The sequence below is a fragment of the Paracoccus aestuarii genome, assembly GCF_028553885.1.
GTDB classification, from domain to species: domain Bacteria; phylum Pseudomonadota; class Alphaproteobacteria; order Rhodobacterales; family Rhodobacteraceae; genus Paracoccus; species Paracoccus aestuarii.
On record NZ_CP067171.1, the window covers coordinates 121,977 to 135,762 of the forward strand.

Sequence of the window (13,786 nt, forward strand, 5' to 3'; positions counted from 1 at the left end):
GATCAGAAATCCCAGTCCTCGTCCTGGGTCGCGACGGTCTTGCCGATCACATAGGACGATCCCGACCCCGAGAAGAAATCATGGTTCTCGCTGTCGGGCGACAGGGCGGCCATGATCGCGGGGTTCACCTCGCAGGCGGCGGGCGGGAACAGCGCCTCATAGCCCAGGTTCTGCAGCGCCTTGTTGGCGTTGTAATGCAGGAAGGCCTTGACGTCCTCGGTCAGCCCGATCCCGTCATAGAGCTGCTCGGTATAGCGGCTCTCGACCTCGTAAAGGTCGAACATCAACGAAAAGGCGAAATCCTTCAGCGCGTCGCGCTCGGCCTCGCCGACCCGCTCCAGCCCGCGCTGGAACTTGTAGCCGACGTAATAGCCATGCACCGCCTCGTCGCGGATGATCAGGCGGATCAGGTCGGCGGTGTTGGTCAGCTTCGCGCGGCTGGACCAGTACATGGGCAGGTAGAAGCCCGAATAGAACATGAAGCTTTCCAGGAAAACGCTGGCGATCTTGCGCTTCAGCGGATCGGCGTCCGCCGCGTATTCCTGCAGGATCAGCCGCGCCTTCTGCTGCAGATGCGGGTTCTCCTCGGACCAGCGGAAGGCATCATCCACCTCCGGCGTCGAGCACAGCGTCGAGAAGATCGACGAATAGGACCGCGCATGCACCGCCTCCATGAAGGCGATGTTGGACAGCACAGCCTCCTCATGCGGCGTGATCGCATCGCCCATCAGCGCGGGCGCGCCCAGGCTCGACTGGATCGTGTCCAGCATCGTCAGCCCGGTAAAGACCCGGATGGTCAGCTCGCGCTCGGCCGGCCGCAGCGTCGCCCAGCTCTGCACGTCATTCGACAGCGGCACCTTCTCGGGCAGCCAGAAATTCACCGTCAGCCGGTTCCAGACCTCCAGGTCCTTCTCGTCCTCCAACCGGTTCCAATTGATCGCGCGCGCCGCGCCCGTCACCATGTCACGCATCGCCCAAAGCCTCTTCTTCGTTGTCCAAATACCCCGGGGGTCCGGGGGCAGGCCCCCGGTCCGACGCCGGTCACAGCGAGCAGCTGACGCAGCCCTGCACCTCGGTCCCCTCCAGCGCGGCCTGGCGCAGGCGGATGTAATAGATCGTCTTGATCCCCGATTTCCACGCCTTGATCTGCGCCCGGTTGATGTCCCGCGTCGTGGCCTCCGCCGGGAAGAACAGCGTCAGCGACAGACCCTGATCCACATGCTCGGTCGCCGCCGCATAGACGTCGATGATCGCATCCGGCCCGATCTCGTAGGCGTCGCGGTAGTAGTCGAGGTTCTCGTTCGACATGAAGGGCGCGGGGTAATAGACGCGGCCGATCTTGCCCTCCTTGCGGATCTCGATCTTGGACACGATCGGATGGATCGAGCTGGTCGAGTTGTTGATATAGCTGATCGACCCGGTCGGCGGCACCGCCTGAAGGTTGCGGTTGTAGAGCCCGTCCTTCATCACCGCCTCACGCAGCGCCGCCCAATCGGCGCGCTTCGGCAGGGTGATGCCCTCGAACAGCCGCGCGACGCCCTCCCGCTCGGGCAGCCAGTCGCGGGTGACGTATTTCTCGAAGAACGACCCGTCCGCATAGCGAGAATCCGCGAACCCCTTGAAGGTCTCACCCTTCTCGCGCGCCAGCGCGTTCGAGGCGCGGATCGCGTGATAGGCGACGGCCGCGAAATAGACGCTGGTGAACTCGACCGCTTCGGGGCTGTCGTAGTGGATCCGCTCGCGCGCCAGGAACCCGTGCAGGTTCATCTGGCCAAGGCCCACCGCATGCGCCTCGTCATTGCCGCGCCGGATCGAGGGCACGGCGTCGATCGCCGACATCTCGCTGACCGCGGTCAGCGCCCGGATCGCCGTCTCCACCGTCTCGCCGAAATCCGGGCCGTCCATGGTCTGCGCAATGTTCAGGCTGCCGAGGTTGCAGGAGATGTCCGTGCCCATCTTGGCATAGCCCAGATCCTCGTTGAACTCGGAGGCCTCGGCCACCTGCAGGATTTCGCTGCACAGGTTCGACATGGTGATCCGCCCCGCGATGGGGTTGGCGCGGTTCACCGTGTCCTCGAACATGATGTAGGGATAGCCCGATTCGAACTGGATCTCGGCCAGGGTCTGGAAGAAGGCCCGCGCGTTGATCTTGCGCTTCTTGATGCGCTTGTCCTCGACCATCTCGGCATATTTTTCGGAAACCGATATCTCCGAGAAGGGCACGCCGTACACCTTCTGCACGTCATGGGGCGAAAACAGGTACATATCCTCGTTCCGCTTCGCCAGCTCGAAGGTCACGTCGGGGATCACCACGCCAAGCGACAGGGTCTTGATGCGGATCTTCTCATCCGCATTCTCGCGCTTGGTGTCCAGAAAGCGCAGGATGTCCGGGTGATGCGCGTTCAGGTAAACCGCACCCGCCCCCTGCCGCGCGCCCAGCTGGTTGGCATAGCTGAAGCTGTCCTCCAGCAGCTTCATCACCGGGATGACGCCCGATGACTGGTTCTCGATTCCCTTGATCGGCGCGCCGGCCTCGCGGATGTTGGTCAGCATCAGCGCCACGCCCCCGCCGCGCTTGGACAATTGCAGCGACGAGTTGATGGCGCGGCCGATGGACTCCATGTTGTCCTCGATCCGCAGCAGGAAGCAGCTGATCAGCTCGCCGCGCGACTTTTTCCCGGCATTCAGGAAGGTCGGCGTCGCGGGCTGGAAACGGCCCGACAGCATCTCGCCCATGAAGCGCATCGCCAGCGCCTGATCACCACGCGCCAAGGTCAGCGCGACCATCACCACGCGATCCTCGTAGCGTTCCAGATAACGCTGCCCGTCGCGGGTCTTCAGCGTGTAGCTGGTGTAGTATTTGAACGCGCCCAGGAAGGTCGGAAAGCGGAACTTGGCGCGAAAGGCGGCGGCCCAGATCGCATGCAGGAACTCGCGCGGGTATTGCGCCAGGACCTCGGCCTCGTAATAGCCCTCGTCGACCAGGTAATCGAGCTTCTCGTCCAGCGAATGGAAGAAGACCGTGTTCTGGTTCACATGCTGCAGGAAATACTGCCGCGCGGCCATGCGGTCCGCGTCGAAGCGGATGCGACCGTCCCCGTCATAGAGGTTCAGCATCGCATTCAGCGCGTGGTAGTCGAGGTCGGGCTTCACGGCGTCAAGCATGGCTCTCTCCAGAACAGGGTCAGCCCGTCGCGGATGCGGGCGATATCGGTTTGGGTCCCGGCCAGCTCGAAGGTGGCCAGCAGCGGGACGCGGCATTTCTCGGCGATGATCCGGGCGGCCAGACCATAGGTCGCCCCGAAATTGCGGTTGCCCGCCCCGATGACGCCCCGGATCAGGGCGCGGCGGGCGGGGTCGTTCAGAAAGCGGATCACCTGTTTGGGAACCGCGCCCGCCCCGGTGCCGTCGGCATAGGTCGGGCAGATCAACACATAGGGCGCGCCGGGCGCGGGGACGGCCTCGTCCTGGCGGATCGGGATGCGCGCGGCGGGCAGGCCCAGAGCCTGGATGAACCGCGCCGTATTCCCCGAACCGGAGGAGAAATAGACCAGCCCCGCCACGGGATCAGGCCAGCTGGCCGATCATGTCGGGGCGAAAGCCCGCCCAGTGGCGGTCGCCCGCCATCACCACCGGCGCCTGGCGATAGCCCAGCTGGGTGACGCGGGCCATCGCCTCGTCATCCTGGGTCAGGTCGATCACGTGATAGTCCAGGCCCTTGGCGTCCAGCGCGCGGGTCGTGGCGGTGCATTGCACGCAGGCGGGTTTGGAATAGACGGTGATGGTCATGGGCCGTGCCTTTCGTGATGGGCCATACGGGCACGGAATGGCCGGGACCACGTCCCGCGCCACGCCGCCGGGCCCGCCGCCCGGAGTCGTTTCTGTCGCGTCATGGCAGGTCTCCTGGCTGGCGGCCTGATGGCGGGGCTGGCCTTCCCGGATCGCTCCAGTGGCGTGATCAGCCCTGCCGGCCGCTTACAGTTGCGGGGGCAGCACCGGCCTGACCCGCGACGGGGCGCACCGGTTTCCCTTTTCACCCCCGACGCGAGTCGGGGGCACCATGACCACCCGATATGGACATGATCGCCACGCGACTGTCAACATCTTGTGTTTTCGAAAGCGGCCCCCGCAGGCGGTCGAATCGCCTACCCTTACCAGCGGGCCTGCAATCCGGCATAGGCGGTGCGGCCCCGGCTGGCATAGCCGATCACCTCGGAATAGTCGCGATCGAACAGGTTGACCACCCGCGCCGTCGCCCGCACCCGGGGCGTCAGGTCATAGCCTGCCGCCACATTCGCCACCGTGAAGGACGGGACCGTCACCGTCCCGCCGTCCAGCCAGAATTCGGTGTCGCGCAGGCCCGAGACATGGCGCAGATCGCCCGACAGATCGGCCCGCCCCTCCAGCAGGGCCAAACTGGCCGAGACTGCGGCCTCGTGCCGCGGGCGGCGGATCTCGGTCGCGCCGCCGGGGTCGCGCGCGTCCAGATAGGTATAGCTGCCGCCCAAGGTCAGCGCGTCGGTCACCGCGATGCGGCCCGACAGCTCGACCCCCTCGCGCGGGCTGCGGCCGGTGCGGTTGCGATAGGAGAATGCGCCCGCATCGGTGACGAAGAACTCGATCTCGTGGTCCAGACGCTCGCGGAACCAGGTCAGGTCGATGATGCCGCCGGCCAGCTGGGTCTCGATTCCGATGTCGATGCTGCGGTTGATCTCGGGGCGCAGGTCGGGATTGCCGATCGTGCCGAAACCGCCGAAAAGCTCGATGAAGGACGGGCTGACCAGCCCCGTCCCCGCCGAGGCATGCAGTCGCAAGGGCCGGTCCGGCACCTGCCAGGACCCGGCGACGGTCCAGCTGGTGAAATCGGCGAATTCGCGGTTCCGGTCGCGGCGCAGCCCGGCCTGAAGGTCCAGCCCCCCGTCCAGCGCGGCGCGGTATTCCAGCGCGACCGAGCCCATCCGCCGGTCGCGGCCCTGGGCGAAGGTGTTGGTGTCGCGCTGGCGTTCGGCCAGCAGGCTGACGACCTGGCGCGCATCCGCCGCGCTGCCGTCCAGGCCCAGGGTGGCGCGGTATTTCAGCTTCACCGTCTCGCCCCGACTGTCCACGTCATCGGCGGGGCGGCGCTTCTCGATGGTCTGCTGCAGGTCGATCCGGTGGGACAGGGCCGCGCCCTCGGGGGCCAGCTCGGCCCAGATGCCCCCTTGGAACTCGTCGCGATCGTCGATCAGGTCGGCATCGACGACATAGCCCGCCGCGTCGCTGGCGAAGAAATCCGTCACGTCGCGGCCGATCGTCTCGGTCGACCGGCGCAGCACCGTGCCGAAGCGCAGATCCGGGGTCGCGGCGAAATCGCCCGACAGGCCGATGGTGCGCCGGTTCGTGCCGTCGCGCCCGCCGCCATCGCCCGACTGGTCGAAGCCCCGATCCTCGCGCGCCGACAGGGTCAGGGCCACGCCGCCCCGATCACCGCGCTGCGTAACCCAGGCCGATGCGGCACCGCCATTGCCCAGCTCGACTCTGCCGCCCGCGGCGCGGCCTGGCTCGGCCCGGCGGGTGATGATGTTGACCACCCCCGTCGAGGCGTTCGAGCCATAGGCCACCGATTGCGGCCCGCGCAGCACCTCGATCCGCTCGACATGATCCGTGTCCAGCCCCGAGAAGAAATATTCGTCGCCCCCGCCCACGGCTTCGATTCCGTCGATCAGAACGAGGACGTGGCGACCATCGCCCCCGCGAACGCGCAGCTGGGTCAGGTTGCCGGAGCTGCTGACCGACAGGCCGGGCAGGCCGCGCAGCGCCTCCTGGACGGTGACCAGGCCGCGCCGGCGGATCTCGTCCCCCTCGATCACGGTATGGGCGCGGGCAAAGCCCTGCTGGGGCACGGGGGCCAGCCCGCCCGAGATGACGATGCCGTCCAGCAGGACGGGCTGGCCTTCTTGGGACAGTGCAGCTGTGGGCAGGGCGGCGGCAAGCGCCAGGATCGACAGGGGACGACGCATCGGTCGGACCTTTCCAGGATGCAGGCGGGGCCTGCGGCACAGAACGATGCCCGGCGCATGGCGATGCCGGGCGGTGACGGACACCTCTGCGGGAAAAGGCCGCTTTCCTGGCGCGCCCCGCACCGGAAATGGGTGAGTGCTGCGGCAGGTCTCCTGGCTTGCGGGTCAGGGCTCGGGCCCGCCTTCCCGGATCGCTCCAGTGGCTGCGGGGGCCGTCGCTCGCCGCTTACTGTTGCGGGGGCAGCCGCGGATTGACCCTGTCGGGCGACACCGGCGTTCCCATTTCATCCGACCGCAAGGCCGGAACCGTAGCGCGGCCTTCATGCAAATCCCGCGCCGGGCTGTCAACGCCCAAGCGCGCGGTGGGCGCTAACGGGATCTTAGGACCTTTGGCCTAAACCTGACGCCGTCACAGAACCCGGAGCGCGCGATGAAAGCCCGAATTCCCAAACTGACCCTGCGCCAGCGCACGATCGCCACCAGCGTGGTGCTGATGGCGACGCTGGCCTTCGTGCTGGTGGGGGCCTTCACCCTGACCAAACGCGACAGCCTGATGGAAAGCGCCGAGAGCCTGCAGCGCGTGACGCTGCGCGTCCTTGCCCATGAGCTGCGCAACCAGTTCGAGGGCTTTTCCGCCACCGAACAGGCCGACGGCACGCTGAGCGACGTCGTCTGGCCGGTGATTCCCGATTTCGACGACCATGCGATGATCGACAGCGTCGGCGCCCAGACCGCCGAGACGGCGACGATCTTCCGCCGCGACGCCTCGGGCCAGTTCATCCGCATGACCACGAACGTCATGCGCCCGGACGGCACGCGCGCGGTGGGCACGGCGCTGGACCCGCAGGGCCCGGTCCATGAGGCCATGCTGCGCGGCGAATATTTCGCGGGCCAGGCCAACATCTTGGGCGAGGACTACATCACCGCCTATCTGCCGATCCGCAACGCCCAGGGCGAGGTTCACGGCGTGCTCTATGCCGGGACGGCGATCTCGCAGATCAACCAGGTCCTGCAGCGCAGTATGGGGGTCGCGCTGGCGATCACGCTGTTGGCACTGGCCGTGGCCTGCACCATCAATTCGGTCATGACGCGGCGCGGGATGCGGCCGCTGGTGGCGCTGGACGGGGCGATGCAGGACGTGGCCCAAGGCGATTACGACCGGCCCATCCCCCATACGGACCTGCGCGACGAGGTCGGATCCATCGCCCGCAGCCTGCAGATGTTCCGCGACAACCTGGCCCAGGCCGATCGCGACCGCGAGGCCGTCGCCGCCAGCCGCGCCGAGGCCCAGGCCGAGGCCGAGGACCAGGCCCGCAAGCAGGGCCGCGCCGTGTCGGACCTGATGGCCGGGCTGCAGCGCCTGGCGCGGGGCGACCTGACCGCGCGGATCGAAAACCCCGCCCATGACCCCTTCCCGGCCGATTACGAACAGCTGCGGTCCAGCTTCAATCAGGTGGCCACCGATCTGTCGGGCACGATGATGCGCATCGTCGACGTGGCGCGCCAGGTGCAGGGCGGATCCGAGGAGATCACCTCGGCCGCCGAGGATCTGGCCAGCCGGGCCGAGACCCAGGCCGCCACGCTGGAGCAATCGGCCGCCGCCCTGACCGAGCTGACGGCCAGCGTCGAATCGACCGCGGGCCTTGCCCGCTCGGCGCAGGAGGTGTCGTCGGACAACCATGCCATCGCCGAACAGGGCCGCAGCGTCGTGGGCGAGGCCATCGCCGCAATGAAGCGCATCGAGGCATCCGCCGAACAGATCAACCGCATCATCGCGGTGATCGACGACATCGCCTTCCAGACCAACCTGCTGGCGCTGAACGCGGGCGTCGAGGCGGCGCGGGCGGGCGAGGCGGGGCGCGGCTTTGCCGTCGTCGCCTCCGAGGTGCGGGGCCTGGCGCAGCGCGCATCCGACTCCGCGCGCGAGATCAAGGGCCTGATCTCGGATTCCTCGACGCATGTGCAGGCGGGTTCGACGCTGGTCTCGCGCACGGGGGGCAGCCTGGAACAGATCCTCGACCGGGCGCGGTCGATTTCGGACCAGGTGGCCTCGATCGCGCTGGCGGCCAATGACCAGGCCATCGCCCTGGCCGAGATCAACCAGGGCGTCAACCAGTTGGATCAGGTGACCCAGCAGAACGCCGCCGTGGCCGAACAGGCGAATGCGGCCGCGGCCTCGCTGAACCAGCAGGCGCGCGAGCTGAACGGCGCGCTGGCGGGCTTCGACACGGGCGCGCGGATGCAGGCCGCCCCGGCCCGCGCCCCGGCCCGCGTGGTCCAGGCCCCGCGCCAGGCCCGCATGGCCGAGTTCTGATCCCGATCAGCGGCGCCGGCGCGATGCGTGCCGGCGCCAGACCTCGATCATCCAGGTCAGCATGACCGCGTTCAAAATGTGCCACATGAAATGCGTCCCGAAGGGCGTGACGTCGCAAAGCGGGATGTCCAGGCTGCGGAAGGTCAGCGAGGCGACCAGGATCGCCGCCCCGATGGCCAGCCCCCGCGCCGTGTCCGGGTCGCGCCGCCACAGGATCGCCGCATAGGCCAGGATCAGCGCCGGCACCGGCGCATAGCCCGCCGAGGATCCGATCCCCGGGATCAGCGCGAAGACCGGCACCGTCACCGCCGCATAGGGCAGGAAGGCCAGCGTCGCCACCCCCGCCAGCCACGGCCGCATCCCCAGGAAATCCCGGCTGGCCGCGAAGATGTAGACCAGGATGAAGGCCAGGATCGGCAGCACGTCCATCAACCCCGTCAGCCGGTTGGCATGGGTGTGAAACAGCCAAGACCCGATGCCGATCACGAACAGGATCGCCGCCAGCAGCCGCCCCGTCCCCATCCCCGGCCCCCGCAGCCGCGGGGCGATCACCGCGGCCCCGATCAGGAAGGCCAGGTTGGTGACGGCGTTGATCGGCTCGGACCAGTAGTCGGGGCCGGTCCTCTCGCAATAGGCGTTCACGGGTTCCAGCCAGCTCATCGCGTCTCCCTTCGCATGTCACGCCCATGGGGCCATGCCCGGCCGCCGGTGGCAAGGGCGGGCTTGCGCATGTAAAACGAACGCTTTACACCCGCCCCATGGAAAAACGGGACGAGATCATCGCCGGCGCCATGGGCGTCTTCGAGCTGCAAGGCTTTCGCGGCATCGGCGTCGATGCCGTGCTGGCGCCGTCGGGGGCATCGACGCGCACGCTCTACAAACATTTCGGGTCGCGCGACGGGCTGGTCCTGGCGGTGGTGGAGCGGCGGCACCAAGCCTTCATGCGGGCGCTGGCCCGGCTGCCCGATCACGGGATCGAGCCGCTGTTCCAGGCCTTGGCCGACTGGCTGGTCGATCACGGCGCGCATGGCTGCATGTTGCTGCGGGCGCGGGCGGAATATGCCGCCGCCAGTGACGCGGTCGCGGCCTTGGTCGCCCGGCAGAAGACCGAGTTCCGGGGCGAGATCGCGCGCCGCGTCCGAACCTGCCTCGGCCGCCCGGACGAGATGCTGACCACCCAGATCTGGCTGCTCTTCGAGGGTGCGACCGCCGCCGCCGCGGTGGCCGGACCCTCGGTCATCGACGCGGCGCTGTCCGCCGCACAAGCCCTTCTGTCCCGCGCCGCATCGGAGCCGTCATGACCCGCACCCCCCCGGCCAGCAGCCTGATCGGCGCGGCCTTCGCCCTGACCGCCCTGGCCTATGGGCTGTCGCGATTCGCCTTCGGCCTGCTGATGCCCCAGATCAAGGCCGAGCTGGGCCTGACCCCGATCCAGGCGGGCTGGATCGGCAGCGCGGGCTTCGGCGCCTATTGCATCGGCGTTGTGGTGGCGCTGCTCGTCGTGCCCCTCTGGGGGCCGCGCCGGGTGGCGGTGCTGTCGGGGCTGTTCGCCACGGGGGTTGGGGATGATCGGGGCGGCGCCATTGGGGACGGTGGTCTTCGCGGGCATGGCGCTGGCGGGGCTCAGCACCGGGCTGGCCTCGCCGCCCTTGGCCGCCGCCGTCGCGCGCTGGATCGCCGAGCCGCGCCGCCCCGCCGCCAACGGGCTGATCAATGCGGGCACGGGGGCGGGGATCATGCTGTCGGGCTTGGCGGTCATGGCCTTCGCATCCGCCTGGAGGGAGCTTTACATGGCCTTCGCCGCCATGGGCGCGGCGATCACGCTGTGGCTGTGGCTGACCATCCCCCCCGGGCGGCTGCTTACCGATGCGCCGACCGGCCCGGCCGGGCGGGGGCAGGGGGTGGTGGCGCTCGGGCTGGCGGGGCTGCTGATGGGGGCGGGCAGCACGGCGGTCTGGACCTTCGGCGCCGACATCCTGCAGGACCGGCTGGCGGTCACCGATCGGGGCATCGCGCTGGCCTGGATCGTGCTGGGCGCGGCGGGGCTGACCGGAGCGGTGACGGGCGTGCTGACCGACCGGTGGGGGATCGGCGCGGTGCACTGGCTGGCCTTGGGGCTGATGGGGGCGGCGCTGGCCTGGCTGGCCGTGACGGGGCCGGGCTGCTGGGGGCCGCTCGGGGTGATGGCGCTGTTCGGGGCGGGCTATATCCTGTCGACCGGGGCGCTGCTGCTTTGGGGGATCGCGATCTTTCGCGGGCGGCCCGATATGGGCCTGGGGCTGGCCTTCCTGACCATCGCCGCGGGTCAGAGCGTCGGCGCCCCCGCCTTCGCCGCCCTGTCCGAGGCCCGGGGCATCGACACCGCCCTCTGGGCCGCGGTGCTGGTCATGGCGCTGGCCGCCCTGCCGGTCCCGCATCGGGGCGCACGCGTGGTCCCGGTCCCCGCTGCCTAGGCTCCAGACCCATTGATCTTACGGTCTTTGCATGATTCAGGCTCCTCAAGGAGACCTGATCGATGAGTAATCTTTACTGGCTGAGCGACGCCCAAATGGAGCGTCTGAAACCGTTCTTTCCCAAGTGCCATGGCAAGCCCCGGGTCGATGATCGTCGCGTCCTCAGCGGCATAATTTTCATCAATCGTAATGGGTTGCGGTGGTGTGACGCGCCGAAGGAATACGGCCCGGCCAAAACCCTCTACAACCGCTGGAAGCGCTGGAGCGATAACGGGGTTTTTGCCCGGATCATGGTCGGCCTTGCCGCCGAGAGCGCCGAGAACAAGACGATCATGATTGACGCGACCTATCTCAAGGCACACCGCACGGCCTCGAGCCTTGGGGTGAAAAAGGGGGGCGCGGGCGCCAGATCGGGCGCACCAAAGGCGGTATGAACACCAAGTTGCACGCTGTCGCCGATGCGAAGGGGCGGCCGATCGGGTTCTTCATGTCGGCCGGCCAGGTTAGCGATTACACCGGCGCGGCGGCGCTGCTGGGCAGCCTGCCGAAGGCTGAGTGGCTTCTGGCCGACAGGGGCTACGACGCTGATTGGTTCAGAGACGCTTTGAAAGACAAGGGGATAAAGGTTTGCATCCCCGGACGGAGGTCCCGCAAGAAGGTCGTCAAATACGACAAGCGGCGTTACAAAAGGCGTAACCGCATCGAAATCATGTTCGGACGTCTGAAGGACTGGAGGCGCGTCGCAACCCGTTATGACCGCTGCCCGGAAACGTTCTTCTCAGCGATCATGCTCGCCGCAACCGTCTTGTTCTGGCTGTGAAACTCAATGAGTCTGGAGCCTAGCGGCGGCGGACGGGGAACATGTCCTCGCCATATTGATGCAGCTTGACATGATGACGCCGGCACAGCCAGCGCACCTCCAGCGGGCGGTCATAGCTGTCGTGATGCGCGTCCACGACCTCGGCCCCGCAGACCTCGCAGGGCTCGCGCGTCAGGCGGCCGGCGGCCAGCGCCTTCTGGACCTCCAGATGGGCAATGTATTTCGCGGGATTCGCCCGACGCCAGCCCGCCTGGCGGGTGGCGCTGGTCAGCTGGGGCGCACGCCGGTCCTCGGACGGGCCATCCGGGGCGCCAACCGGCCCCGGATCGTCGCTCATCGGCCCTTGGCCCCCGAGGGGGGCGCGCCGGGCAGTTCGATATTGATCTCCAGGCTGGACATCTGGTCGCCGCGTTCCATGCGGACCTCGACATCCTCGTCGCCGATCGGCACATGCTTGCGGATCGCGGCGACGATGTCGCGCTGCAGCATGGGCAGATAATCGGCCTCGGGCGATCCGCCGGTGCCCCGCTCATGGGCCAGCAGGATCTGCAGCCGGTCCTTGGCGGTCTGGGCGCTTGGGGTCGGGCGCTTTCTGCGCGCAAAGCTGAACAGGCTCATGACGCGCGACCGAACAGGCGCTGCAGCAGGCCCGGGCGCGGCTCGCTGGCGATGCGCATCTCGACCGAGCCGCCGATCAGGCGCGAGACCGCGTCCTCATAGGCCTGCGCCGCGGCCGAGGGGCCGTCCAGCACGACCGGCGTGCCCACGTTCGACGCCTTCAGAACGGCCTTGCTTTCGGGCACGACGCCCAGCAGCGGCACGGCCAGGATCTCCAGCACATCCTCGACGGTCATCATCTCGCCACGCTCGACCCGTTCCTGGTCGTAGCGGGTGATCAGCACCTGCGCCTTGACGGGTTCGGCCCCGTCGGTCGCCGCGCGGTGGGTCTGGCTGCCCAGCAGGCCCAGGATCCGGTCGCTGTCGCGGACCGAGGAGACCTCGGGATTGGTCACCACCACGGCCTCGTCGGCGAAATGCATGGCCATCTGGGCGCCATGCTCGATCCCCGCGGGGCTGTCGCAGATGATATAGTCGAATTCGGTCTTCAGCTCGGTCAGGACCTTCTCGACCCCCTCGCGGGTCAGCGCGTCCTTGTCGCGCGTCTGCGAGGTCGGCAGGATCGACAGCGTGTCCAGCCGCTTGTCCTTGATCAGCGCCTGCTTCAGCTTGGCGTCGCCCTGGATGACATTGATGAAGTCGAACACCACCCGGCGCTCGCATCCCATCGTCATGTCCAGGTTGCGCAGGCCCACGTCGAAATCGATGACCACCGTGCGGAAGCCCTGCTTGGCCAGCCCCGCCGAGATCGCCGCGGAGGAGGTCGTCTTGCCCACGCCCCCCTTGCCCGAGGTCACCACGATGACCCGCCCCAGTGGCGGCTTGGTCCCGGATTCTGTCGTCATGCGATCACCTCCATGCGAAGTTTCTCATCCTCAAGATAGATATGCGTGCGCTGCTGGCGGACGGCCTCCTCCAGCGTCTCGCTGGTCTGATAGAGACCGGCGATGGCGACCAGTTCGGCGTTCAGGCTCTGGCAGAAGATATGCGCGGACTCGTCGCCATGGCATCCCGCGATGGCCCGGCCGCGCAGGGGGCCATAGACATGGATGTTGCCCGCCGCGATCAGCTCGGCCCCCGAGGCGACCGATCCGATCACCGTCAGATCGCCCTGTTCGGCCATGATCACCTGGCCCGACCGCACGGGCACGCGGATGACCTTGTTGCGCGGCGCGGCATCGGCGGCGGGCGGGTCCTGCCGGGCCTCCGGCGCCGCCGCGGCGGGCCGGGGCATGGGGGCGTCGCGGCCGGGGGCCACGGGGATCAGGCCCAGAGCCTCCAGCAGGGCGGGATCCATCGCGCCCGCATTCTCCAGCCCGAAGACCCGCAGGCCCTGGCCGCGCAGCCGGGCCACCAGCGCCCGCAGCCGGGCCGGATCGGCGGGGGCCGGGTCCAGGTTCAGCACCACCGGCGCGCCGGAAAAGAACTGCGGCGTGCGCCCCAGCTGGTCGTCCAGCTGCGCCAGCAGCGCATCGTCCAGCGCGCTGCCGTCGATGCGCAGCGCCAACGCGGTCAGGAAGCGTCCGCGGACCTGAAACTGGGCGGCCTGCGCCCGGGGCCGGGCAGATCGGTCTGACACGTC

At 68.2% G+C, this 13,786-nt stretch carries 14 protein-coding genes, 1 pseudogene and 2 riboswitches; of the genes and pseudogenes, 5 read left to right on the forward strand and 10 right to left on the reverse strand.

Annotated elements, in window-relative coordinates; genetic code table 11:
- Positions 1-2: 2 nt before the first annotated feature.
- From nrdF to JHW48_RS17690, 5 genes are all read right to left on the reverse strand, one after another.
- Positions 3-971: a class 1b ribonucleoside-diphosphate reductase subunit beta gene (gene nrdF, locus JHW48_RS17670; protein WP_119887221.1), complete on the reverse strand. Its 969-nt coding sequence runs from the start codon at positions 969-971 to the stop codon at positions 3-5.
- Positions 972-1,041: 70 nt separating this feature from the next.
- Positions 1,042-3,165 carry a class 1b ribonucleoside-diphosphate reductase subunit alpha gene (gene nrdE, locus JHW48_RS17675; protein WP_119887222.1) on the reverse strand — a complete coding sequence of 708 codons (2,124 nt, stop codon included), beginning with the start codon at positions 3,163-3,165 and terminating at the stop codon, positions 1,042-1,044.
- Positions 3,150-3,563 carry a class Ib ribonucleoside-diphosphate reductase assembly flavoprotein NrdI gene (nrdI, locus tag JHW48_RS17680; RefSeq protein WP_119887223.1) on the reverse strand — a complete coding sequence of 138 codons (414 nt, stop codon included), beginning with the start codon at positions 3,561-3,563 and terminating at the stop codon, positions 3,150-3,152. Before nrdI ends, nrdE begins: the two co-directional genes overlap by 16 nt.
- Before the next feature lie 4 nt (positions 3,564-3,567).
- Positions 3,568-3,789, reverse strand: a complete 222-nt coding sequence (gene nrdH / locus JHW48_RS17685) for a glutaredoxin-like protein NrdH (RefSeq protein ID WP_119887224.1) — start codon at positions 3,787-3,789, stop codon at positions 3,568-3,570.
- Positions 3,790-3,876: 87 nt separating this feature from the next.
- Positions 3,877-4,078: riboswitch (cobalamin riboswitch) on the reverse strand.
- Positions 4,079-4,151: 73 nt separating this feature from the next.
- A complete protein-coding gene (locus JHW48_RS17690; protein ID WP_119887225.1) occupies positions 4,152-5,999 on the reverse strand; it encodes a TonB-dependent receptor plug domain-containing protein in 1,848 nt (615 codons plus the stop codon).
- A 126-nt stretch (positions 6,000-6,125) separates the two neighbouring features.
- A riboswitch (cobalamin riboswitch) is annotated at positions 6,126-6,325 on the reverse strand.
- Positions 6,326-6,429: 104 nt separating this feature from the next.
- Here JHW48_RS17690 and JHW48_RS17695 point away from each other — a divergent pair.
- Positions 6,430-8,313 carry a methyl-accepting chemotaxis protein gene (locus tag JHW48_RS17695; protein WP_119887226.1) on the forward strand — a complete coding sequence of 628 codons (1,884 nt, stop codon included), beginning with the start codon at positions 6,430-6,432 and terminating at the stop codon, positions 8,311-8,313.
- 6 nt (positions 8,314-8,319) lie between these two features.
- Here the strand turns inward: JHW48_RS17695 and JHW48_RS17700 are convergent, their stop codons facing one another.
- Entirely contained in the window at positions 8,320-8,973 is a 654-nt protein-coding gene (locus JHW48_RS17700) for a ceramidase domain-containing protein (RefSeq protein WP_272835898.1), read from the reverse strand.
- A 98-nt stretch (positions 8,974-9,071) separates the two neighbouring features.
- On the opposite strand from JHW48_RS17700, the gene JHW48_RS17705 reads away from it, so the two are divergent.
- The 4 genes and pseudogenes from JHW48_RS17705 to JHW48_RS17715 all read left to right on the forward strand — a co-directional run bounded on the left by JHW48_RS17705 (position 9,072) and on the right by JHW48_RS17715 (position 11,586).
- The gene (locus tag JHW48_RS17705) at positions 9,072-9,614 is read left to right on the forward strand and encodes a TetR/AcrR family transcriptional regulator (protein WP_119887963.1); all 543 of its coding nucleotides are present in this window, start codon (positions 9,072-9,074) and stop codon (positions 9,612-9,614) included.
- 92 nt (positions 9,615-9,706) lie between these two features.
- Positions 9,707-9,811: pseudogene (locus JHW48_RS18720) on the forward strand (hypothetical protein); the annotation flags it as partial.
- Between the two features lie 67 nt (positions 9,812-9,878).
- The gene (locus JHW48_RS17710) at positions 9,879-10,766 is read left to right on the forward strand and encodes an MFS transporter (RefSeq protein WP_272835899.1); all 888 of its coding nucleotides are present in this window, start codon (positions 9,879-9,881) and stop codon (positions 10,764-10,766) included.
- A gap of 62 nt (positions 10,767-10,828) precedes the next feature.
- Positions 10,829-11,586 (forward strand): IS5-like element ISPaes2 family transposase gene (locus JHW48_RS17715; RefSeq protein ID WP_119887901.1). Its coding sequence is split into 2 segments (ribosomal slippage): positions 10,829-11,153 and positions 11,153-11,586, totalling 759 coding nucleotides; the frame shifts between segments, so codons are not numbered across the junction.
- Positions 11,587-11,605: 19 nt separating this feature from the next.
- Here the strand turns inward: JHW48_RS17715 and JHW48_RS17720 are convergent.
- Genes JHW48_RS17720 through minC form a run of 4 tightly spaced genes read right to left on the reverse strand, consistent with a single transcriptional unit; the run spans position 11,606 to position 13,783 of the window.
- On the reverse strand, positions 11,606-11,923 hold the full coding sequence (locus JHW48_RS17720) for a hypothetical protein (RefSeq protein ID WP_205962010.1): 318 nt from the start codon (positions 11,921-11,923) through the stop codon (positions 11,606-11,608).
- Complete coding sequence (minE, locus tag JHW48_RS17725) at positions 11,920-12,204, reverse strand: cell division topological specificity factor MinE (RefSeq protein ID WP_205962009.1); 285 nt, start codon at positions 12,202-12,204, stop codon at positions 11,920-11,922. The genes JHW48_RS17720 and minE overlap by 4 nt, the downstream gene beginning before the upstream one ends.
- The gene (gene minD, locus JHW48_RS17730) at positions 12,201-13,049 is read right to left on the reverse strand and encodes a septum site-determining protein MinD (protein ID WP_119887900.1); all 849 of its coding nucleotides are present in this window, start codon (positions 13,047-13,049) and stop codon (positions 12,201-12,203) included. The genes minE and minD overlap by 4 nt, the downstream gene beginning before the upstream one ends.
- A complete protein-coding gene (minC, locus tag JHW48_RS17735; protein WP_272835900.1) occupies positions 13,046-13,783 on the reverse strand; it encodes a septum site-determining protein MinC in 738 nt (245 codons plus the stop codon). Before minC ends, minD begins: the two co-directional genes overlap by 4 nt.
- Between the last annotated feature and the right edge of the window lie 3 nt (positions 13,784-13,786).

What these genes read in the sequence shown, in the direction of transcription:
- nrdF (WP_119887221.1), bottom strand. Translation starts at nt 971, where the DNA reads ATGCGTGACATGGTGACGGGCGCGGCGCGCGCGATCAATTGGAACCGG.
- nrdE (WP_119887222.1), bottom strand. Translation starts at nt 3,165, where the DNA reads ATGCTTGACGCCGTGAAGCCCGACCTCGACTACCACGCGCTGAATGCG.
- nrdH (WP_119887224.1), bottom strand. Translation starts at nt 3,789, where the DNA reads ATGACCATCACCGTCTATTCCAAACCCGCCTGCGTGCAATGCACCGCC.
- JHW48_RS17690 (WP_119887225.1), bottom strand. Translation starts at nt 5,999, where the DNA reads ATGCGTCGTCCCCTGTCGATCCTGGCGCTTGCCGCCGCCCTGCCCACA.
- JHW48_RS17695 (WP_119887226.1), top strand. Translation starts at nt 6,430, where the DNA reads ATGAAAGCCCGAATTCCCAAACTGACCCTGCGCCAGCGCACGATCGCC.
- JHW48_RS17700 (WP_272835898.1), bottom strand. Translation starts at nt 8,973, where the DNA reads ATGAGCTGGCTGGAACCCGTGAACGCCTATTGCGAGAGGACCGGCCCC.
- JHW48_RS17705 (WP_119887963.1), top strand. Translation starts at nt 9,072, where the DNA reads ATGGAAAAACGGGACGAGATCATCGCCGGCGCCATGGGCGTCTTCGAG.
- JHW48_RS17710 (WP_272835899.1), top strand. Translation starts at nt 9,879, where the DNA reads ATGATCGGGGCGGCGCCATTGGGGACGGTGGTCTTCGCGGGCATGGCG.
- JHW48_RS17720 (WP_205962010.1), bottom strand. Translation starts at nt 11,923, where the DNA reads ATGAGCGACGATCCGGGGCCGGTTGGCGCCCCGGATGGCCCGTCCGAG.
- minE (WP_205962009.1), bottom strand. Translation starts at nt 12,204, where the DNA reads ATGAGCCTGTTCAGCTTTGCGCGCAGAAAGCGCCCGACCCCAAGCGCC.
- minD (WP_119887900.1), bottom strand. Translation starts at nt 13,049, where the DNA reads ATGACGACAGAATCCGGGACCAAGCCGCCACTGGGGCGGGTCATCGTG.